The organism is Micromonospora sp. AMSO12t, assembly GCF_008806585.1.
GTDB classification, from domain to species: domain Bacteria; phylum Actinomycetota; class Actinomycetes; order Mycobacteriales; family Micromonosporaceae; genus Micromonospora; species Micromonospora reichwaldensis.
This window is the reverse complement of sequence record NZ_WAAS01000071.1, coordinates 1-19423: the sequence shown is the minus strand read 5'-3', so window position 1 is coordinate 19423 and position 19423 is coordinate 1. Positions and strand designations below refer to the sequence as shown.

24 protein-coding genes and 1 tRNA gene are annotated in these 19423 nt (G+C 74.3%); 21 read left to right on the top strand and 4 right to left on the bottom strand.

The features are described from left to right. The first annotated feature begins 12 nt into the window (after positions 1–12). The 6 genes from F6X68_RS13710 (at position 13) to F6X68_RS33495 (ending at position 4966) form a co-directional block, all read left to right on the top strand. Positions 13–108, top strand: a tRNA-Sec gene (locus F6X68_RS13710). A gap of 19 nt (positions 109–127) precedes the next feature. Beyond that, entirely contained in the window at positions 128–1432 is a 1305-nt protein-coding gene (gene selA, locus F6X68_RS13705; RefSeq protein ID WP_151454635.1) for an L-seryl-tRNA(Sec) selenium transferase, read from the top strand. Between the two features lie 3 nt (positions 1433–1435). Continuing rightward, the gene (gene selB, locus F6X68_RS13700; protein ID WP_151454634.1) at positions 1436–3199 is read left to right on the top strand and encodes a selenocysteine-specific translation elongation factor; all 1764 of its coding nucleotides are present in this window, start codon (positions 1436–1438) and stop codon (positions 3197–3199) included. Between the two features lie 40 nt (positions 3200–3239). Beyond that, positions 3240–3437, top strand: coding sequence for a hypothetical protein (locus tag F6X68_RS13695; RefSeq protein WP_089000292.1), 198 nt, complete (start codon positions 3240–3242; stop codon positions 3435–3437). 1 nt (position 3438) lies between these two features. Continuing rightward, complete coding sequence (locus F6X68_RS13690) at positions 3439–4728, top strand: hemolysin family protein (RefSeq protein WP_151454633.1); 1290 nt, start codon at positions 3439–3441, stop codon at positions 4726–4728. A 67-nt stretch (positions 4729–4795) separates the two neighbouring features. After that, the gene (locus F6X68_RS33495) at positions 4796–4966 is read left to right on the top strand and encodes a hypothetical protein (RefSeq protein WP_165947846.1); all 171 of its coding nucleotides are present in this window, start codon (positions 4796–4798) and stop codon (positions 4964–4966) included. A 5-nt stretch (positions 4967–4971) separates the two neighbouring features. Here the strand turns inward: F6X68_RS33495 and F6X68_RS13685 are convergent, their stop codons facing one another. Beyond that, positions 4972–5622, bottom strand: a complete 651-nt coding sequence (locus F6X68_RS13685) for a hypothetical protein (RefSeq protein WP_151454632.1) — start codon at positions 5620–5622, stop codon at positions 4972–4974. A gap of 120 nt (positions 5623–5742) precedes the next feature. Between F6X68_RS13685 and F6X68_RS13680 the strand changes: the two genes are divergently transcribed. After that, on the top strand, positions 5743–5946 hold the full coding sequence (locus F6X68_RS13680; protein WP_132237737.1) for a hypothetical protein: 204 nt from the start codon (positions 5743–5745) through the stop codon (positions 5944–5946). Here F6X68_RS13680 and F6X68_RS13675 read toward each other — a convergent pair. From F6X68_RS13675 to F6X68_RS13665, 3 genes are read right to left on the bottom strand one after another with little or no spacing between them, the layout of a single operon-like run. Then, complete coding sequence (locus F6X68_RS13675) at positions 5943–6425, bottom strand: hypothetical protein (RefSeq protein WP_151454631.1); 483 nt, start codon at positions 6423–6425, stop codon at positions 5943–5945. The two genes, F6X68_RS13680 and F6X68_RS13675, sit on opposite strands and share 4 nt — an antisense overlap. Next, positions 6422–6634: a phosphatidylethanolamine-binding protein gene (locus tag F6X68_RS13670; protein ID WP_132237733.1), complete on the bottom strand. Its 213-nt coding sequence runs from the start codon at positions 6632–6634 to the stop codon at positions 6422–6424. The genes F6X68_RS13675 and F6X68_RS13670 overlap by 4 nt, the downstream gene beginning before the upstream one ends. Positions 6635–6679: 45 nt before the next feature. Continuing rightward, positions 6680–7615 carry a universal stress protein gene (locus F6X68_RS13665; protein ID WP_151454630.1) on the bottom strand — a complete coding sequence of 312 codons (936 nt, stop codon included), beginning with the start codon at positions 7613–7615 and terminating at the stop codon, positions 6680–6682. A gap of 119 nt (positions 7616–7734) precedes the next feature. Between F6X68_RS13665 and F6X68_RS13660 the strand changes: the two genes are divergently transcribed. The 14 genes from F6X68_RS13660 to F6X68_RS13595 all read left to right on the top strand — a co-directional run. Next, entirely contained in the window at positions 7735–8484 is a 750-nt protein-coding gene (locus F6X68_RS13660; protein ID WP_151454629.1) for an SAM-dependent methyltransferase, read from the top strand. A 340-nt stretch (positions 8485–8824) separates the two neighbouring features. Further along, the gene (locus tag F6X68_RS13655) at positions 8825–10003 is read left to right on the top strand and encodes a PP2C family protein-serine/threonine phosphatase (protein ID WP_151454628.1); all 1179 of its coding nucleotides are present in this window, start codon (positions 8825–8827) and stop codon (positions 10001–10003) included. A 53-nt stretch (positions 10004–10056) separates the two neighbouring features. Next, on the top strand, positions 10057–10527 hold the full coding sequence (locus F6X68_RS13650) for a MarR family transcriptional regulator (protein WP_151454627.1): 471 nt from the start codon (positions 10057–10059) through the stop codon (positions 10525–10527). A gap of 316 nt (positions 10528–10843) precedes the next feature. Further along, on the top strand, positions 10844–11485 hold the full coding sequence (locus F6X68_RS13645; RefSeq protein ID WP_151454626.1) for a CDP-alcohol phosphatidyltransferase family protein: 642 nt from the start codon (positions 10844–10846) through the stop codon (positions 11483–11485). Then, on the top strand, positions 11482–12426 hold the full coding sequence (locus F6X68_RS13640) for a DUF881 domain-containing protein (protein ID WP_151454625.1): 945 nt from the start codon (positions 11482–11484) through the stop codon (positions 12424–12426). The genes F6X68_RS13645 and F6X68_RS13640 overlap by 4 nt, the downstream gene beginning before the upstream one ends. Beyond that, positions 12423–12755 (top strand): small basic family protein, encoded by a 333-nt coding sequence (locus F6X68_RS13635; protein ID WP_151454624.1) that lies wholly within the window; start codon positions 12423–12425, stop codon positions 12753–12755. The genes F6X68_RS13640 and F6X68_RS13635 overlap by 4 nt, the downstream gene beginning before the upstream one ends. A gap of 10 nt (positions 12756–12765) precedes the next feature. Further along, on the top strand, positions 12766–13746 hold the full coding sequence (locus F6X68_RS13630) for a DUF881 domain-containing protein (RefSeq protein WP_151454623.1): 981 nt from the start codon (positions 12766–12768) through the stop codon (positions 13744–13746). 54 nt (positions 13747–13800) lie between these two features. Then, positions 13801–14181 carry a glycine cleavage system protein GcvH gene (gene gcvH, locus F6X68_RS13625; RefSeq protein WP_151454622.1) on the top strand — a complete coding sequence of 127 codons (381 nt, stop codon included), beginning with the start codon at positions 13801–13803 and terminating at the stop codon, positions 14179–14181. Between the two features lie 214 nt (positions 14182–14395). Then, positions 14396–14848: an FHA domain-containing protein gene (locus tag F6X68_RS13620; protein ID WP_089000305.1), complete on the top strand. Its 453-nt coding sequence runs from the start codon at positions 14396–14398 to the stop codon at positions 14846–14848. Between the two features lie 50 nt (positions 14849–14898). After that, entirely contained in the window at positions 14899–15600 is a 702-nt protein-coding gene (locus F6X68_RS13615; RefSeq protein ID WP_192581391.1) for a MerR family transcriptional regulator, read from the top strand. A 176-nt stretch (positions 15601–15776) separates the two neighbouring features. Further along, positions 15777–16241, top strand: coding sequence for a bifunctional nuclease family protein (locus tag F6X68_RS13610; RefSeq protein ID WP_151454621.1), 465 nt, complete (start codon positions 15777–15779; stop codon positions 16239–16241). 187 nt (positions 16242–16428) lie between these two features. After that, positions 16429–17013 (top strand): MerR family transcriptional regulator, encoded by a 585-nt coding sequence (locus tag F6X68_RS13605; RefSeq protein ID WP_151454620.1) that lies wholly within the window; start codon positions 16429–16431, stop codon positions 17011–17013. Positions 17014–17407: 394 nt separating this feature from the next. Continuing rightward, entirely contained in the window at positions 17408–18631 is a 1224-nt protein-coding gene (locus F6X68_RS13600; RefSeq protein ID WP_151454643.1) for a nitric oxide synthase oxygenase, read from the top strand. Between the two features lie 3 nt (positions 18632–18634). Further along, positions 18635–19423: globin domain-containing protein (locus tag F6X68_RS13595; RefSeq protein WP_225852187.1), on the top strand; the 789-nt coding region annotated here is incomplete at its 3' end.

Here is a 19423-nt window from a genome sequence, read left to right as displayed (position 1 = left end):
TCACTGCTGCGTGGAGGCGTTCAGGCGGCTGGTGCCCCTCCCGGTCTTCAAAACCGGTGTGGTCCGGGATCCGGGCCAGGCGGGTTCGATTCCCGTCCGTCTCCGCCATGCTGCGGAAGTGGGGATCATGGGGGACGTCGCGGCCGATCCGCGCCGGCGGGTGCCGCGCACCGACGCGCTGCTCGCCGACCCCCGGCTGGCCGCCGCGGCGGGCACCCTGGGTCGGGAGCGGGTCAAGGCCGCCGTCCACCGCGCCCAGGAGCGCGCCCGCCGGGGCGAGATCACCCCCGAGGCGGTACGCGACGCCGCGCTGGCCGCCCTGCCGGCGCCGGCGCCCCGGGCGGTGCTCAACGCCACCGGCGTGGTGCTGCACACCAACCTGGGTCGCGCCGCGCTGTCGCCCGCCGCCGTCGCGGCGGTCGCCGCCGCCGCCGGGCACACCGACGTCGAGTTGGACCTGCGCACCGGGCGGCGGGCCCGGCGCGGACGCGACGCCCTCGACGCCCTCGCGGCGGCGGTGCCCGACGCGGGCGCGGTGCACGTGGTCAACAACGGTGCCGCCGCGCTGGTGCTCGTCGCGACCGCGCTGGCCGCCGACGCCGAGATCGTCGTCAGCCGGGGCGAGCTGGTGGAGATCGGCGACGGGTTCCGCCTGCCCGACCTGCTGGAGAGCACCGGCGCCCGGCTGCGCGAGGTCGGCACCACCAACCGCAGCACGCTGGACGACTACGCCGCCGCCATCGGTCCCCGGACCGGCTTCGTGCTCAAGGTGCACCCGTCGAACTTCCAGGTCACCGGCTTCACCTCCGCGGTGCCCGTACGGGCGCTGGCCACCCTCGGCGTCCCCGTGGTCGCCGACATCGGCTCCGGGCTGCTGGCGCCCGATCCGCTGCTGCCCGCCGAGCCGGACGCCGCCAGCACCCTGCGGGCCGGGGCGGCGCTGGTCACCGCCAGCGGCGACAAGCTGCTCGGCGGGCCGCAGGCCGGGCTGCTGCTCGGTGCCGCCGACCTGGTCGAACGGCTGCGCCGGCATCCCCTCGCCCGGGCGTTGCGGGTCGACAAGCTGACCCTCGCCGCGCTCGCCGCCACCCTTGCCGATCCGGCGACCCCCACCCGGGCCGCGCTGCACGCCGACCCGGGCGCGTTGCGGGCGCGCACCGAGCGGCTGTGCGCCGCGCTCGCCGCCGACGGGTGCGAAGCACGGGTGGTGCCCGCCGGGGCGGTCGTCGGCGGCGGTGGCGCCCCCGGCGTCGAGCTGCCCTCCTGGGCGCTCGCCCTGCCCGAGCGGTACGCGTCTCCGCTGCGCCTCGGCGACCCGCCGGTGCTGGGCCGGGTGGTACGCGGGCGGCTGCTGCTGGACCTGCGCTGCGTGCCCGCCGACGCCGACGCGGCGCTGCGCGCCGCCGTGCTGCGCGTGCCCGGCGAGGGCTGAGGCGTGTTCGTGGTGGCCACCGCCGGGCACGTCGACCACGGCAAGTCGACACTGGTCCGGGCGCTGACCGGGATGGAACCCGACCGGTGGGCCGAGGAACGCCGCCGGGGCATGACCATCGACCTCGGCTTCGCCTGGAGCACCCTGCCCTCGGGCGCGACGGTGGCGTTCGTCGACGTGCCGGGGCACGAGCGGTTCGTGCCGAACATGCTCGCCGGCGTCGGCCCGGTGCCCGCCGCGCTGGTCGTCGTCGCCGCCGACGAGGGCTGGATGCCGCAGTCGGCCGAGCACCTGGCGGCACTGGACGCGCTCGGGGTGGCGTACGGCCTGCTGTTGGTGACCCGCGCGGACCTGGCGGATCCGGGGCCGGCGACGACCCGGGCCCGGGCGGAGCTGGCCGCCACCTCCCTCGGCGCGGTGGACGCGGTGGCGGTGAGCGCGGTGACCGGCGCCGGGCTGCCGCAGCTGCGCGCGGCGCTGGACCGGCTCGCCGCCCGGCTGCCCGCCCCGCGGGCCGACGCCCCGGTGCGGCTGTGGGTGGACCGCGCCTTTACCGTCCGCGGCGCCGGCACGGTGGTGACCGGCACGCTCGGCGCCGGTCGGCTCCGGGTGGGCGACGAGCTGGAGCTGGCCGGCAGCGTGGAGACGGTGCGGGTACGCGGCCTGCACTCCCTCGGCGTGGCCCGGCCCGAGGTCGCCCCGGTCGCCCGGGTGGCGGTGAACCTGCGCGGCACGCCCCGGGACCGCCTGGGGCGCGGCGACGCGCTGCTCACCCCCGGCCGGTTCCACCGCACGGACCTGCTGGACGTGCGGCTGGCCGGCGACCCGGCCGGGGAGCTGCCGGCCACCCTGACCCTGCACATCGGCGCGGCGGCGGTGCCGGCCCGGGTCCGGCCGCTCGGCCCGGACACGGCCCGGCTGCGGCTGGCCCGGCCGCTGCCGCTGCTGGTCGGGGACCGGGCGCTGCTGCGCGACCCGGGCCGGCACCACGTCGCGGGCGGGGTGACCGTGCTGGACGTGGCTCCGCCGCCGCTGACCCGTCGGGGCGCGGCCGTCGCCCGCGCGGCGGTGCTGGCGACGGTGGACGGCCGCCCCGAGCTGGCCGGCGAGCTGCGCCGGCGGCGGCTGGCCCGGGTCGCCGACCTGATCCGCATGGGCGTCGAGGCCACCGGCCGGCCGGTCGCCGGCGACTGGCTGGCCGACCCGGAGCACTGGCGGGGCCTCGGCGCCCGGCTGGTCGAGGAGGTCGCCCGGCACGCCCGGGAGCACCCGCTGGAGGCGGGCGCGCCGGTCGAGCTGCTGCGCCAGCGCCTGGACCTGCCCGAGCGGGCGCTGGTCGAGGCGCTGGTCCGGCCGCCGCTGCGGCTGCGCGCCGGCCGGGTCACCGCGTCGGCGGTCGACGCGCTGCCGGAACCGGTGGCCCGGGCCGTGGCCCGGGTCCGCGCCGAGTACGCCGACCGCCCGTTCCGCGCCCCCGAGGCCGAGCACCTCGCCGACCTGGGGCTGGGTCCCCGGGAGATCGGCGCGGCCGTACGCGCGGGGGCGCTGCTGCGCCTCGCCGAGAACGTGGTGCTGCTGCCCGGCGCGGCCGACGACGCCGTGCGGGTGCTGGCCGGGCTGCCCCAGCCGTTCACGCTCAGCGCCGCGCGGCGGGCGTTGGACACCACCCGCCGGGTCGCGGTGCCGCTGCTGGAGCTGCTGGACCGTCGCGGCGCCACCCGCCGGCTGCCCGACGACGCGCGGGTCGTGGTGACGGCCCGGTCCTGAAGCCGCCCCGGCGGGGTCGGCGGTCGCCTAGCGTGGCGCCATGGACCCTTCCGCGGTCTGGCGGGACAGGCAGCACAAGTGGCGGATCGAGGCGTACCGGGCGCCGGACCTGCGTTTCGCGATCTTCGCCACCAACGGCACCACCGAGTCCGCGCCGCTGTGGCTGTTCGGGATGTCGGCGCTGGCCCGGTGGCTGATGACGCACAAGATCTCCCTCGACGACCTGGAGGTCGACTGACATGGGGGCGCAGCTCGGTCAGCTCGCGCTGGTGGCGGTGCTGGTGCTGGTCAACGCGGCCCTGTCGGGCAGCGAGATGGCGCTGGTGACGCTGCGCGAGGGGCAGGTGCGGCAGTTGGGCCGGCGCAGCCGGTCGGGGGAGCGGCTGGCCCGGCTGGTCCGCGACCCCAACCGGTACCTGGCGACCATCCAGCTCGGCATCACCCTCGCCGGGTTCCTCGCCTCCGCCGCCGCCGCGGTGTCCCTGTCCGAGCCGCTGGTCGGGCCGCTGGGCTTCCTGGGCGGGGCCGCGCGCGGGGCGGCGGTCGTCCTGGTCACCGTGCTGCTGACGTTCGTCACCCTGGTCGTCGGCGAACTGGCCCCCAAGCGGCTGGCGATGCAGCGCGCGGAACGCTGGGGGCTGGTCAGCGCCGGGCCGCTGGACCTGCTGGCCCGGCTGTCGCGGCCGGCGGTCTGGCTGCTCAGCAAGGCCACCGACGTGGTGGTGCGGCTCGCCGGCGGGGACCCCCGCGCCAGCCGTACGGAGATGACCGAGGACGAGCTGCGGGAGATCCTGGTCAGCCAGCGGGGCCTGTCGGCACAGCAGCGGGAGATCCTCACCGGCGCGTTCGACATCGCCGGCCGGACGCTGCGGGACATCCTGGTGCCCCGGCTGGACGTGACGGTGCTCCCCGAGACGATGCCCGCGGCCGACGGGCTGCGCCGGCTCGCCGCCGCCGGCCGCTCCCGCGCCCCGGTCGTGGGGCCGGGTGGGCTCGACGCGGTGCGGGGCGTGGCGCACATCCGCGAACTCGTCGGGGCGGACGCGGCGACGGTCGCCGACCGGGCCCGTCCGCCGCTGCTGCTGCCCGGCACCCTGCCGGTCTCCGACGCGCTGCGCGAGCTGCGGCTGTGCCACCAGCAGCTCGCCCTCGTCGTCGACGAGCACGGCGGGGTCGACGGCATCATCACCATGGAGGACCTGCTGGCGGAGGTCGTCGGGGAGCTGTACGACGAGACCGACCGGGACGTGACCGGGGTGACCCGGGAACCGGACGGCTCGCTGCTGATGCCCGGCGACTTCCCGCTGCACGACCTGGCCGACGTCGGGGTGCGCCTGCATTTCCGGCCGTCGCGGGAGTACACGACGGTGGCCGGGCTGGTGCTGGCCGGGCTGGGGCATCTGCCGAGCGGGCCGGGGGAGACCGTGCACCTGCCGGGGCTGACCGTCGAGGTGGTGGAGGTGGCCGGCCGCACGATCCGCCGGGTCCGGCTGCGCGGCTTCTCCGCGGGCCCCGACCCGGTCGGGTGACGGCGGCGGGAACCGCCACGAACGGCGTGGATCAGGACGTACGGTCCGGTACGTGAAGGACCGAGGGATGCGGACGTTCGTCACCGTGCTGGCCGGGCTCGCGGTGATCTACTTCGGCACCACCGGACGCAGCGAGGAGGACGGCCGCGGCGTGTCGGGCGGCCTCGTCGTGCTCGCGCTGCTGGCGGCGCTGCTGGTGTGGCACCTGACGAAGCCGGGCGACAAGACGGCCAAGTAGGCCGGTCAGGTGGCGGCGGCGCGGGTGACCTCACCGGCGGACTCCTCGCCGAGGGCCACCCGGACCAACGCCGAGGCGAGCCGGCCGAAGTCGGCCGGGTCGACGAGCCCGGCCAGCCGGTCCGCCGAACCGGGCAGGCCGAGGCGTTTCGCGCCGGCCAGGGCCCGCCGGTCGGCGTACGGGCGCAGATCGGGCCAGGCCACCTGCGCCTCGCGCAGGAAGATGTCGGCGCCGGTGGGGCCGATGCCGGGGAACTCGGTCAGCAGCCGGCGCAGCCCGGCCGGTTCACCGCCGGCGTCGCGGTGCAGCCGGCGCAGGTCGCCCCGCCAGCGGTCCAGGCACAGCCGGGCGCCGGTGCCGAGCATCGTCGAGGTCCGCTCGTCGTAGCGGCGGTAGTGGCCCCGGCCCAGCGCGTCGACCCGGTCCTGCCAGCTCGCCGCCTCCATCGCCTGCGGGGTCCGGTAGCCGGCGGCGAAGAGTTCGCGGGCGGCCGCCACGGCCACCCGGGCCCGGATCCGGGTGCTCAGCAGCGTGGCGAGCACCAGCAGCTGGTAGAGCGGGGCGGGCCGGTCGGCGAGCGTGATGCCCGCCTCCTCGGCGTACGTGCGGCCCCGCCGCTCCAGCAGGACCCGCGCCACCTTCCGGTCGTCGCCCATCCTCGGGGTGTACCCGCCCTGCGCCCGGCCACCCCTGCGACCGTCCGCCCCGGCGGGTATGCCGCCGGGGCGGACGGGTAACCGACGTGGGACACGGTCGGACCCCGGAAGGAGAAACCCGTGGTGAACCCGCAGCAGGAGGAGTTCCGCCGCAACAACAAGGGCGCCACCAGCCAGGACAGCAAGGGCCCCAACCCCGCGGGGCACCCGCGCAACCGCGGCTCGTCGCACGGCGACGAGGGGCGCCCGGTGCCCCGGGGGCAGGTGTCGCCGTACGGCCCGGCCACCGAGCCGGTCGCCGACGACGAGAGCGCCCGGGGCTAATAACAGCCCCGGCCCGAGACGGGCGGCCGCAGCCGGTTCCAGGTGGCTGCGGCCGCCACGCCGTACGCGAGGTGCGGCACGATGTCGGCCAGCCAGTCCGACCGACGCCACGTGCGCGGATCGGTCACGCCCAGCACGGTCATCGACCCGTCGGACATCGTCATGACGGTGCCGCCGAGGACCCCGGCGGCCAGCGGCAGCGGCATCCGGCGGCCCCGGGCGAGCAGGGCGTACCCGACGCCCGCCGCCACGCCGATCCCGTAGCCGAGCAGGGGCCCGAGGCCCGAGCGGCGGTTGGCCGCCCGGTCCTCGGGCCCCAGGTCGACGTGTGCCACCTGGGCCACCCGCCCGGCGCTCTCCTCCGGGGTGCTGCTCGCCGGCCGCGCCCTCAGCACCATGTCGAGGTAGCTGACCATGTTCAGGGCGGCGCTGCCGACCGCGCCGGCGATCGCCCCGTCGGCCAGGTTCGCGGCCCTCACCTCGGGTCGCCCGGTTCGCGCTCGCCCTTGGGGCCGTAGACCCGCTCGCCGCGGACGACCCCCCGCTGTCCCCGGTCGGACTGCAGGATCCGGTTGGCCACGTCGTTGGCCTTGTCGTCCGGCACCCGTCGTCCCGAATCGTCGATCGCGTTCCGGATGCGCGCCCGCTGCTTGTCGTACGCGTTGCTGCCCGGCCGTGGTCCTGGCATCACTGCCTCCTCCGGTCGTCGTCGCCGTTGGCGTACCGCGCTCGTCTACCCGCCTGCGCGGGGACCAACCCCGCGACCGGTCCGGCGCGGCGCCCGGCTCAGCGCGGCGTGCCGGACCACCGCGACCGGGCAGTCGGCGTGGTGCAGCAGCGACTGGCTCACCGAGCCCAGCAGCAGCCCGGTCAGCTCGCCGCGTCCCTGCCGGCCGACCACCAGCAGCTGGGCCCGCCGGGACGCCTCGGCGAGCACGGTGGTGGGGCGGCCGCGCGTGGTCTCCCGGCTGACCGGCACGTCCGGCCACCGCTCCGTGAGCCCTGCCAGCGACTCGGCGACCACCCGCTCCTCCTCGGAACGCAGTTCGGTGTCGTCGTACACCAGTGGTCGCATGTCCCCGGGCCCGGTGGAGGTCGGATGCCGGTAGGCGTGCAACGCGACCAGCGCCGCGCCGCGCACCGACGCCTCCTCCATGGCGAACTCCGCGGCGAGCCGGGCCGTCTCGGAGCCGTCCACGCCGACGACGACGGCCCCGTCGGGGTGGTCGGTGCCCCGGGCGACCAGCACGGGACAGTCGGCGTACGCGGCGACCTGCACCGCGACGGACCCCACCACCAGGGCGGAGAAGCCGCCGAGCCCCCGGTCGCCGAGCACGATCATCGCGGCGGCCGGCGACTCGCCGAGCAGCACCGCGGCGGCCTCGCCGTCGATGATCTCGCCGGAGATCCGCAAGCCGGGCACCGTCGCCTCGGCCTCGTCCGTGGCGGCGGCGACGACCTGCTCCGCCTGGTGCCGCAGGCCGGCGCCGGGTGGGCCGGCGGCGGGGGCGTCGACCGGCACGCGCAGCAGGGGCCAGATGAAGGCGTGCACGATCCGCAGTGGCCGGTGCCGGCGGGCCGCCTCGACGGCGGCGAGCCGCACGGCGCGCAGCGACGAGTCCGAGCCGTCCGCGCCGACGACCACCGCCGCGCCGTTCGCCGAGTTCACCGCCCACCTCCCGCCGCTTCCCGGCCAGTATCGCGGCCGGGAACCCGTCGGCGGGCCGATACCGCGTAGGCCGGCCGGTGGGTACGCTGTCCACGCCCACCGGGGAGGGAGCGTCGTCGATGGTTGAGCCGGACCAGCCGAGCACCGCGCGGATGATCGATTTCTGGCTCGGCGGGGAGCACCACTTCCCGGTCGACGTGGCGGCCGCCCGCGACTTCGAGCAGGCGTACGGGCCGTGCGAGCCGGTCTTCCGCGAGCTGCGCGCCTTTCTCGGCCGGGCGGTCCGGGCGATGGCCGCGCGGGGGGTCGACAGCTTCCTCGTCTTCGGCGCCGGGGTGCCCACCATGGGCAACGTGCATGAGGTCGCCCCGGACGCCACCGTCCTCTACACCGACGTCGACCCGGTCACCATCCGCCTCGGCCAGCGCCTGCTGGCCGGCAGCGACCGGGCCGGCTACGGCTACGGCGACGCCACCGACATCGGCACGGTCGACCGCGCCCAGCTGCACCGGTTCGTGCCGGGGTGGGGGAGGAGACCGGTCGGCGTGGTCTTCCTCGGTCTGGCCGCGTTCCTCGACGACGAGACGCTGGCCCGCACCCTCGACGAGCTCTACGGTGCCACCGCGCCGGGCAGCCTGCTCGCCGTCGACTTCGACACGGAGGAGCTGGCCGGCTTCCCGGCGGCCCTCGCGATGATGGGCCCGGCGTTCCGGATGCGCCCGCCGGCCGCGTTCGTGCCGCTGCTGGGCCGCTGGACGCCCACCGAGGACGGCATCGTCCCGATCGCCCGGTGGCGGCCGGACGGCCCGCCCGCGCAGGTGCCCGACGCCTTCCACGGCGGGGTCGCCGTCCACTCGCCGGCGTGCTGACGCCTCCGGACGGCGAGGTACGCGTGTGCGGCCTGCCGTCCTGACCGGCCGTCACCGCGGCACCCGGGTCGCCACCTGACCACCGGTCGTCTCAACACCAGTCGCCGCCTGAGCGCCCGCTGCTGCCGCAGCAACCTGGCTTGCCCTTTGCACCCCGCTGCCCCGCAGCACCCCCAACTGCCGCCGGCGCCGGCCGAGGCGACGTGGGCGCCGCGCGCCGGGCCCCGAGCCGGGTGCGAGGCCACGGCGGCTGGCACCCGCCGTGTGCCCGCCCGCCCGGAGGGTGGGGGAGGGGGCTCCGTATGATGCTTGCCCTACGGCAAGCTTCCGGAGGATGATCATGTTGGAGGCACCGGGCCAGGTCTCGCGTGCGCTTCGTGCGGCCCCGCCCGACCAGGTGGTGGAGGCGGCGGACCAGGCTATCCGGTCCGCCCTGGGCGCCTCGCGAACGGACGTGTTCATCGCCGACTACCGGATCACCGGGCTCTGGCCGGTGCTCGACGCGGACCTCTCCGGCGGCGGCTTCCTCGCCTGCCACGACGCGGCGCAGCGCTGCTTCAGCAGCCAGCAGCCGATGACCGACACCGACGACGAGGGCCGGTGCCGGCTCTACCTGCCGCTGTCGGTGTGGGGGGAGCGGCTGGGCGTGCTCCTGGTCGAGCTGCCCGACCAGCCCGAACCGGACGTCGTCGAGCGGGCCGCGGACATCGCCGGCGAGCTGGCCGTCGTGCTGCGCGCGGCGGACCGGGAGACCGACCGGTACCGCCGGGTCCGCCGACGGGAGCGACTCAGCATGGCCGCCGAGATGCAGTGGGAACTGCTGCCGGGACGCGGCGTGAGCCACGCGGCGTTCGACCTCGCCGGCCAGCTGGAACCGGCGTACACGGTCGGCGGAGACCACTTCGACTGGTCCGTGGACGACGACCGGCTCACCGTGACGGTGCTCAACGGCGCCGGCATCGGGCTGTCTGCGGCGCTGCTGACCGCCGTCACCGTGAACGCGCTGCGCAACGCCCGGCGCTCCGGAGGCAGCCTCGTCGAGCAGGCCGAGTTGGCCTCCGACACGGTCTTCTACCAGCACCGCGGTCGCCGGTACGTGGCCACGTTGCTCCTCGAACTGGACACCGTCACCGGCCGGGTGCGGGCGGTGGACGCCGGCTCCCCGCACCTGCTGCGGGTGCGCGGCGGCACGGTGACGCCCATCGACCTGGAGCAGCAGCTGCCGCTGGGCATGTTCGCCGAGGCCCGCTACGACGTCCAGGAGTTCGCGCTGGAACCGGGGGACCGGCTGTTCGTGGTCAGCGACGGGGTGTGGGCCGCCGACCCCGGTGACCGCGGCGCGTACGGCGAACGGACGATGGCACGGGCGATGCGGTCCACGCGGCTGCAACCGCCGGCGGAAGCAGTTGGTACGGTGATGCGCGAACTGCACGCCTGGCACGCGGACGCCGATTTGCGCGACGACGCGGTCGTCGTCTGCCTGGACTGGCGTGGTTCCGCCGGGCGGGGCGACGGGTGAGAGCCGTCGTCGCACCGGCAGGGCACGAGCGGGACGATCGCAGGGGACACCGGGTGGAGCGACCTCCGAATCTCGCCGCGGCGATCGACGCCGCCGCCGAGGCACTCGTCGGTGTGCTCGACTCGGCGGTGCCCCGGCACCAGATGGCCGTCTCCCCGACGCAGCTGCGGGTGCTGTCGCTGATCAGCGGCCGGCCGGAGACCAACGTCAACGGCCTGGCCGAGTTGCTGGACGTCGTGCCGTCCTCGGCGAGCCGGCTCTGCGACCGGTTGGAGGCCACCGGGCTGCTGCGCCGGGTGCCCGATCCCCGCGACCGGCGGGAGGTGCGGCTGATGCCGACGGCCGCCGCCGAGGCGCTGCTGCGCGAGCTGCAGGAGCACCGGCACCGGGCGGTGCAGGCCGTGCTGGACCGGATGCCCGGTCGGGCGCAGCACGAGCTGCTGCTGGCGTTGATGGCCTTCGAACGCGCGGCCACCGCCGCCCCGACCGAGTCGCCGGCGGACTCCCAGGCCCGCACCGCCTGACGGGTCGTCTCCCGCCGTACGCGCCTTCCCCCTGCTCCACTAGTGTCCTAGGATGCCTTACGGGGGGTGACGCACCCCACCCGACGACACCGTCGTCGACGGGCCCGGACGCCTGAGGCCGGAGGAGGCGCCGAGGGCCCGATATAGTGGCAGCGCAACCGGCCCGTGATCGTCACGATCGCGGGCCGATGTCAGGCGAAGGTCCCGTATACGGGGGACCGCAGGGGACGCCGGCGGCAGCCGGCCCGACAGCGCCCACGTTCTCCGCGCCGCCGGTCCTCGGCCGGGCGGCGGAGCGTGTCGCGGAGGAGGTTCGGTGTCGCGTCCGCCGGCTCGGGAAGAGCACCCGGGGGCCACCGACGGCACGAGCGGATCGGCCGTCGGCGACCGGATCCTCACGCTGCCGAACGTCATCAGCTTCGTCCGGTTGCTCGGCGTCCCGCTCTTCCTCTACCTGCTGCTCGTCGCGCACGCCGACGTGGCCGCGCTCGTGGTCCTGGCCATCGGCGGCACCACGGACTGGGTGGACGGCTGGGTCGCACGCCGGATGCGCCAGGTCAGCCGGCTGGGGGAGCTGCTCGACCCGCTCGCCGACCGGCTCTACATCCTCGCCACCCTGCTCGGGTTCACCGCCCGCGACGTGGTGCCCTGGCAGTTCACCGCGGCGCTGCTGGCCCGGGAGTTGCTCCTGCTCGGTTCGTTGGCGGTGCTGCGCCGGCACGGGTACGGCCCGCCGCCGGTGCACTACGTGGGCAAGACCGCGACCTTCCTGTTGCTGGCCGCCTTCCCGGTCCTGCTGCTCGCCGCGGCGGTGCCGGGTGCGGCGACCGTCGCCGGGGCGATCGGCTGGGGCCTGGCCTGGTGGGGCCTGGTGCTCTACTGGGTGGCCGGCGCGCTCTACGTCGTGCAGGCCGGCCGGCTGGTCAGGGCGGTTCGGGCCGGGGGAGCGCCGGCATGACGGGCACGCCGGGCGACGGCCGGGGCCGCGGCGACCGGGTGTACGCCCCGGACTTCCTCACCGAGCTGTTCCGCAATCCGCTGGATCCCGGCTACGCCGACGCGGCGGCCCGGCGTCGGGAGCGGCAGACGCCCTCGCCGAGGTGGCGGCGGTGGTCGGCGCGTTCCGTCACCGTGGTGGTGGCGCTGCTGCTGGGTTTCCTGTTCGCAGTGGCGTACCGGCAGACGCTGGAGGCCGAGCCGGGGCGCAGCCAGGCCCGGTCCGGCCTGGTCGAGCAGATCAAGCAGCGGGAGACCGAGACGGACCGGTTGTCGGTGCGGGCCGACGAGCTGCGGGCGGAGGTGGCGCGGCAGCGGGCGGCGGCGCTGGGTGGCTCGGAGGCGGCGCGGCTGCACAACCTGGAGGCGGGCACCGGCCTGGGGCGGGTGCGCGGTGACGGCGTGGTGGTGCGTCTGGCGGACGCGCCGCAGAACCAGGACGCGGTGACGGGCGCGGACGTGGGGCCGTCCCGGGTGATCTACAGCGATCTGCAGGGTGTGGCCAACGACCTGTGGGCGGCGGGGGCTGAGGCGATCGCGATCAACGGTCAGCGGTTGACGGCGATGTCGACGATCCGTTCGGCGGGGCAGGCGATCCTGGTGGACTTCCGGCCGGTGACGGGGCCGTACGAGGTGTCGGCGATCGGTCCGGGGTCGATGCGGGACCGGTACGAGGACAGCCGCAGCGCGTTGACGATGCGGAAGGTGGCCGAGGACACCGGGTTGTCGTTCGGGGTGCGTGAGGCGGAGGACCTCACCCTGCCGGCCGCTCCGGACCCGCGGCTACGCTACGCGCAGCCCTCGGTGAGCCCGACGCCGTCGCCGTCGGGGGCCGACCGTTCCGTCAGTCCTGGGCCGACCGGTTCGAGGACGTCTCCCAGCCCCTCCGGAGGTGGTCGATGATCGCGGTGCTGGCGTTGTTCGCCGGTGTGGTCCTCGGCGTGTGGCTCGACCCCACGGTTCCCACGGCGTTGCAGCCGTACCTGCCGATCGCGGTGGTGGCCGCGTTGGACGCGGTGTTCGGCGGGGTGCGGGCGAAGCTCGACCGGATCTTCGACGACAAGCAGTTCGTGGTGTCGTTCATTTCGAACGTGCTGGTGGCGGGTCTGATCGTGTATCTGGGTGACCAGTTGGGGGTGGGCGGTCAGCTCTCCACCGGCGTGGTGGTCGTGCTCGGGGTGCGGATCTTCGGGAACGTGGCGGCGATCCGTCGGCACCTGTTCCGGGCGTAGGTTGGTGGCGATGAGCAGCGACGAGCACACCGAGACGGGCACGGGTTGGCCGCAGCCGGCGGGTCCGGGGCGGCCGTCGGGTCCGGCGGGGGAGCCCGATCCGCGGCCGGACGCGCCGGATCCGGACGAGTTGAGCCCGTTGGCGCCGGAGCGGTCCGCGCCGCCGGTGGAGCCGCCCGTGCAGGAGCCGGCGGTGGTGGAGCCCGACGACGGCGTGACGGTGGAGCTGAGCCGGGCCGCCGCCGGTGCCACCTCACCCGCGCCGGCAGCGGCCGGGGGTGGCGGGACGCCGCGGCGGCGGGTGAGTTCGGCCGGGGTGATGATCGCGGCGCTGTTGGCGTTGCTGGGGTTCACCCTGGTGGTGCAGTTCAAGTCGACGTCGACGGATCCGACGGTGGCGGCGACGCGGCAGGAGGATCTGGTGCGGATCCTGTACGACCTGAACTCGCGGGAGGTCCGGCTGCGGCAGGACATCGCGACGCTGGAGGAGAGTCAGCGGCAGTTGCGTTCGGGTCAGCAGGGGCGGCAGGCGGCGTTGGAGGAGGCGACGCGGCGGGCCGACGAGTTGGGGATCCTGGCGGGGACGTTGCCGGCGACGGGGCCGGGGTTGTCGGTGCGGTTCGAGGCGGGTGAGAAGCCGATCTCGGCGTCGCGGGTGTTGGACGCGGTGCAGGAGTTGCGGGGCGCGGGCGCGGAGGCGATGCAGATCTCCGGTGGTGACCGGGCGACGGTGCGGATCATCGCGTCGACGTTCTTCCTGGACGGGGAGGGCGGGTCGTTGGTGGTGGACGGGCGTCGGTTGACGGGTCCGTTCACGATCACGGTGATCGGTGATCCGGCGACGATGCGCACGGCCTTGAACATTCCCGGCGGGGTGGTGGCGTCGGTGACGGGTGACGGCGGTAAGTTGATCGTCGAGGATCGTGAGGCTGCCGAGGTTTCGGCGCTGCACGCGCCGATCAAGCTGGAACACGCCCGTCCGGTCTCCTGACCGGCGCGGCCCGCACCGGGGTTCCGGTGCGCCGATGGATGAAGGACGCGTCTGGTGATTCCTGAGGATCTGCGGTATACCGCCGAGCACGAGTGGGTGGCGGGTGACGGCGGCGGCACTGTCCGGGTCGGCATCACGCACTTCGCGCAGGACGCCCTGGGTGACATCGTGTATGTCCAGCTGCCCGATGCGGGTGTGGTGGTGGCGGCCGGTGAGTCGTTGGGTGAGATCGAGTCGACGAAGAGCGTGTCGGAGATCTACGCCCCGCTCAGCGGTACGGTGGCGGCGCGCAACGAGGCGCTCGGCGACACCCCTGAGGTGATCAACACTGATCCGTACGGTGCGGGTTGGTTGCTGGAGATCACCCCGGACGATCCGGCGGCGGTCGATGGTCTGCTGTCCGCGGACGCGTATCGTGAGCTCACCGAGAGCTGAGTGCGTCCCCTTCGGGCGTGGCGGGTGTTCCGCGCGTCCGGTTGCCCTGCATTTCGGCGCTGGCTAGGCTCGCCCAGTCGACCGAGAACCAAATAGTTCAGCGTTGCGGAATTGCCTTTCCGGGCACGGGGAGCCAGCCGCCGGGTGTTGCACTGCCCGGCGGCCAGACCCGCCATTACCCGACGCCGACCGAACAGATCCGTGAGGTGGTCCCATGACGCGCCCAGACGACGAGTTCCCCCCACTCGACGTCACTTCGACGCTCAATCTCGGTTCGCTCGACGAAGTGCTGGAGGGGCCGGACACCGATGTGGTGCCGAGCCGGATGTCCGGTTCGTTGCCGCCGGGTATGGCGCTGCTGGTGGTTCGCCGGGGTCCGAATGCGGGTGCCCGGTTCCTGTTGGATCACGATGTGACGACCAGTGGCCGTCACCCGGACAGTGACATCTTCCTCGACGACGTGACGGTGTCGCGGCGGCACGCCGAGTTCCACCGTGACGGTGGGACGTTCACGGTGCGGGACGTGGGGAGCCTGAACGGCACGTACGTGAACCGGGAGCGGGTCGAGGCGGCCACGTTGAGCAATGGTGACGAGGTGCAGATCGGCAAGTTCCGGGTGGTGTTCATCGCCGGTCCGCGTCCCGAGGAGGGGGCCGGCCGGGGGTGAACGAGCCTGCGGCCTCCACGCCGCCCGAGGCGGCCCGTGCGCGCCCGCTGATGAGTATCGGTGAGGTGCTGGGTCAGCTGCGGGTCGATTTCCCGGACGTGACCATCTCGAAGTTGCGGTTCCTCGAGGCCGAGGGCCTGGTGGAGCCGCAGCGGACGGCGGCGGGTTACCGGAAGTACAGCTGGGACGATGTGGCGCGGTTGCGGTTCGTGCTGACCGCGCAGCGGGACCAGTATCTGCCGTTGCGGGTGATCCGTGATCAGTTGGCGCAGTGGGACGCGTCCGGGGAGTCGCCGGGTCGGCAGCGGCCGACGTTGGTGGCGGTGGGTCCGGACGGTGAGGTTCCGGGGCGGGTGCCGGAGGAGCCGGTCGGGTCGCCGCAGGTGCGGCTCGGCCGGTTGGACCTGGTGGCGCGCAGCGGGATCGACGAGTCGACGCTGGGCGAGTTGGAGCGCCTCGGTGTGGTGGTGTCGGATCCGCCGGGTTGGTACGACGACGACGCGTTGATCATCGCGCGGGCGGTGGCGGGTCTGGCGGCGTACGGGTTGGAGCCGCGGCATCTGCGGGCGTTCCGTACGGCGGCGGATCGGGAGGCCGGTCTGTTCGCGCAGTTGTTGACGCCGTTGGCGCGGCAGAGTGATCCGGCGGCGCGGGCGCGGGCGGCGGAGACGGCGCGGGAGTTGGTGGCGCTGTCGCAGCAGTTGCATGCGGCGTTGGTGCGGGTGGGGTTGCGGTCGACGTTGGGTCGGTGATCCGGCGGGGGCCGTGCGGAAAGATCTTCCCCGGGAAGCGTGTCGTAGGCTTGCCGGGGTAACCCCTTTCTGGCGCGGGCGTGTGCGGGTAGCGCATGGGACGGCCGTGTCGCGGTCCGTGTACCGTGCAGGGAAGGGCGCGGTGCGGCGTAGGTGACAACGACACGGAGGCGGCGGTGCGCGAGCTGAGCGTGGTCGGAGTTCGGGTGGAGCTGCCCAGCAACCAGCCGATCGTCCTGCTCAGGGAGGTCGAGGGGGACCGCTATCTGCCGATCTGGATCGGTGCGGTCGAGGCGACGGCGATCGCCTACGAGCAGCAGGGGGTCAAGCCGGCCCGGCCGCTGACCCACGATCTTCTGCGGGACGTGTTGACGGCGTTGAAGGCGCCCTTGCAGGCGGTGGAGATCACCGAGTTGAAGGAGAACGTCTTCTACGCCGATCTGTTGCTCGGGGACGGGGTGCGGGTGTCGGCCCGGCCGAGCGATTCCATCGCCCTGGCGTTGCGGGTCGGTGCGCCGATTCGTTGTGCGGAGGAGGTCCTCAGCGAGGCGGGGATCGTGATCCCGGACGAGCAGGAGGACGAGGTGGAGAAGTTCCGCGAGTTCCTGGACCAGGTGCGTCCGGAGGACTTCGCCGGCTGAGTCCGGTCTTCCTCGGGATGTCACGTTCGGTGATGTCCCGGTGCTGTGGGTGATCTTCGTTGTCGTGTCGCGGCGTGTCGCGGCGGCTTCTGCGGGGCAATTCCTGAAGGCGGCTATAGGGTTGCCGTGTCGAGGGGTGCACGTCCCGGAAACGACGTGTCACCGCACTGGCGGGGAGGTTGTCCGGATGCACGAGCCGCGAGATCCCGATCCGGGTACGGAGCTGGACGAGCCGGGTGTGGCGCCGCCGGGGTGGGCGACCGAGGGTGACGGTGCTGTGGGCTACCGGGGCGTGACGGCCTGCCATGCGGTGGGGATCAGCTACCGGCAGTTGGACTACTGGGCCCGCACCGGGTTGGTGGTGCCGAGTGTGCGTGACGCTTCGGGTTCGGGCACGCAGCGGTTGTATTCGTTCCGGGACCTGGTGGTCCTGAAGGTCGTGAAGCGGCTGCTGGACGCCGGGGTGTCGTTGCAGAACATCCGGAAGGCGATCGAGGCGCTGCGTTCCCGTGGGGTGGCGGACCTGGCGGGCATCACGTTGATCTCCGATGGCACGACCGTGTATGAGTGCCGGTCGCCGGAGGAGGTGGTCGACCTGTTGCAGGGTGGCCAGGGCGTGTTCGGTATCGCGATCGGTGGGGCGTTCAAGGAGATCCAGGGTTCCCTGTCGCACCTGCCGTCTGAGCCGGCGACGTCGGTGGAGCCGCAGGTGGCGGCGGAGCCGGTGGGTGACGAGTTGGCGGCGCGTCGGGCGCGGCGCCGGGCCGGCTGAGGGGTCGGCGGCTCGGCTGATCCGCCCCGCGCGCTCCGGGTTCGCCGGGGTCGCTCCGCCCGGTCCGGGCCGGGTTCGCTGCACGTCGTTGGTTCGCGTCACCAGCGCTGCCCGGTAATCGTCGTCCACGACCGAACCGTCCGATCGGCTGGTGGCGTGGGGGCCTGCGGCGGTGTGGCGTGCGCCACGTCCTGACCTGTCGGCTTGTTGACACTTCTGACGATCATGGCAATCCTGTCTGCGTCGTTGCGCCTGTTTCGCACGTGGGTCGCTGTTCCGTCGGGGTACGGGCAGTTGCGGGCCGGTGTCACGCGACGACGCAGGCAGCGGGCGGCGACGCTTGCCCGACGATCGGATTGAGTGCGAAGTGCAGACCGACGTGGATGCCGGCGCGATGTCGGCGCGCGCCGGCGTGCGGGCCGGGGACGCGGGCGGCTGTCCCGTGTCGCACGCGTCCGACTCGCCGGTGGACGTGACCGCGGAGGCGGTGGAGTTCCTGCACCTGTACCACGAGGAGCGCCGGCTGCCGGGGGTGGCGGACCGGGTCGCGCGGGTACGGGAGGAGATCGCGGTGACCGGCACGTACCGGCACACCGGCGATGAGTTGGTGCACGGCGCGAAGGTGGCGTGGCGGCAGTCGGCGCGCTGCGTGGGGCGGGTCCGGTGGGCGGGGTTGAGGGTCCGCGACCGCCGTGGGGTGACGACGGTCGCGGGCATCGCGGAGGAGTTGGCGCGGCATCTGGCGGTGGCGGACAACGGCGGGCGGATCCAGTCGGTGATGACGGTGTTCGCGCCGGACCGGCCGGGGGTGGGTCTGCGGGCGCGGCTCTGGAACGACCAGCTGATCCGCTACTGCGGACACCGGATGGACGACGGGTCGATCCTGGGTGATCCGGCGCAGGTGGCGATGACGGACGCGGTGCGGGCGCTGGGCTGGCATCCGCCGCCGGTGCCGGGCCGGTTCGATCTGCTGCCGTGGGTGCTCGAGACGGCGTACGAGGATCCGACGTTGGTGGAGGTGCCGCGGGAGCTCGTGCGTGAGGTCGCCCTGACGCATCCGGCGTATCCGTGGTTCGAGGAGTTGAGGTTGCGCTGGCACGCGCTGCCGGTGATCAGCAACATGCGGTTGCGGGTGGGTGGGGTGGACTACAGCTGCGCCCCGTTCAACGGGCACTACCTGGGCGACGAGGTCGGCACCCGGAACATGGGTGACGGGGACCGGTACGACCAGTTGCTGCCGGTGGCGCGGGGGTTGGGGTTGGACACCTCGCGGGAGGACACCCTGTGGCGGGAGCACGCGGCTCTGGTCATCAACCAGGCGGTGCTGCACTCGTTCCGTGCGGCGGGGGTGCGGGTGTCGGATCCGCACACGGAGTCGGAGCTGTTCATGCGGTTCTGCGCGCAGGAGGAGCGGGCGGGCCGGCCGGTGCACGGCGACTGGTCGTGGCTCAACGGCAGTGTGGGGTGGGCGGCGTTGCACGCGGTGCACCACCGGTACTACGACACCCGGGTGCCGAACCCGAACCTGTGGCAGACCGATCGTGCGTACGGTCCGGCGGGCGTCGAGGCGCTGTCCCTGCGGCAGCGGCACGACGTGGCCCGTCGGCGGGAGGGCTGAGGCATGGACGTGGTGGCGCTGCGTCAGAGTTGGGCCCAGCTGTCGGTGGCCGGGCCGGAGGCGGCGAAGTACTTCTACGCGACGTTGTTCCTGATCGCGCCGGAGACGCGTGCGATGTTCCCGACGAACATGCAGTACCAGCAGGACAAGTTGCTGGCGGCGTTGGGGCACATCGTCACCCATGTCGACGACGAGCGGGAGGTGACGGCGTTCGCGCAGCGGTTGGGCGCCGATCACCGGCGGTTCCAGGGCGAGGACCGGCAGGGCCGGCCGGTGCCGTTGGCGGAGTGGCACTACATCCGGGTCGGGCAGGCGTTGCTGGCGACGTTGGAGCGGTTCCTGGGTCCACGGTGGACGCCGCAGCTGCACGCCGAGTGGGCCGCGGCGTACGAGTTGGTGGCGCGGTTGATGCTGGCCGGGGCGGTGGAGGCGGAGCGGACGTCGCCGCCGTACTGGGAGGCGGAGGTCCTGGCGGTGCAGCGGCGGCGGGCCGACGTGTGTGTGTTCACGGTCCGTCCGAACTACCTGTGTGAGTACCTGCCGGGGCAGTCGCTGCCAATGCAGGTGCCGCAGCTGCGGACGTGGCGGTATCTGTCGCCGGCGAACGCGCCGCGTCCGGACGGGACGATCGAGTTCCACGTGCGGGCGGCGGGCCGGTTCTCCACGCATCTGGTGCGCAGGCTGCGGGAGGGTGACCGGGTGCTGCTGGGCTCGCCGGTGGGGACGGCGTTGTCGTCGTACGACCGGTCGCCGGGCCTGCCGTTGCTGCTGGTGGCGGGGGGCACCGGGGTG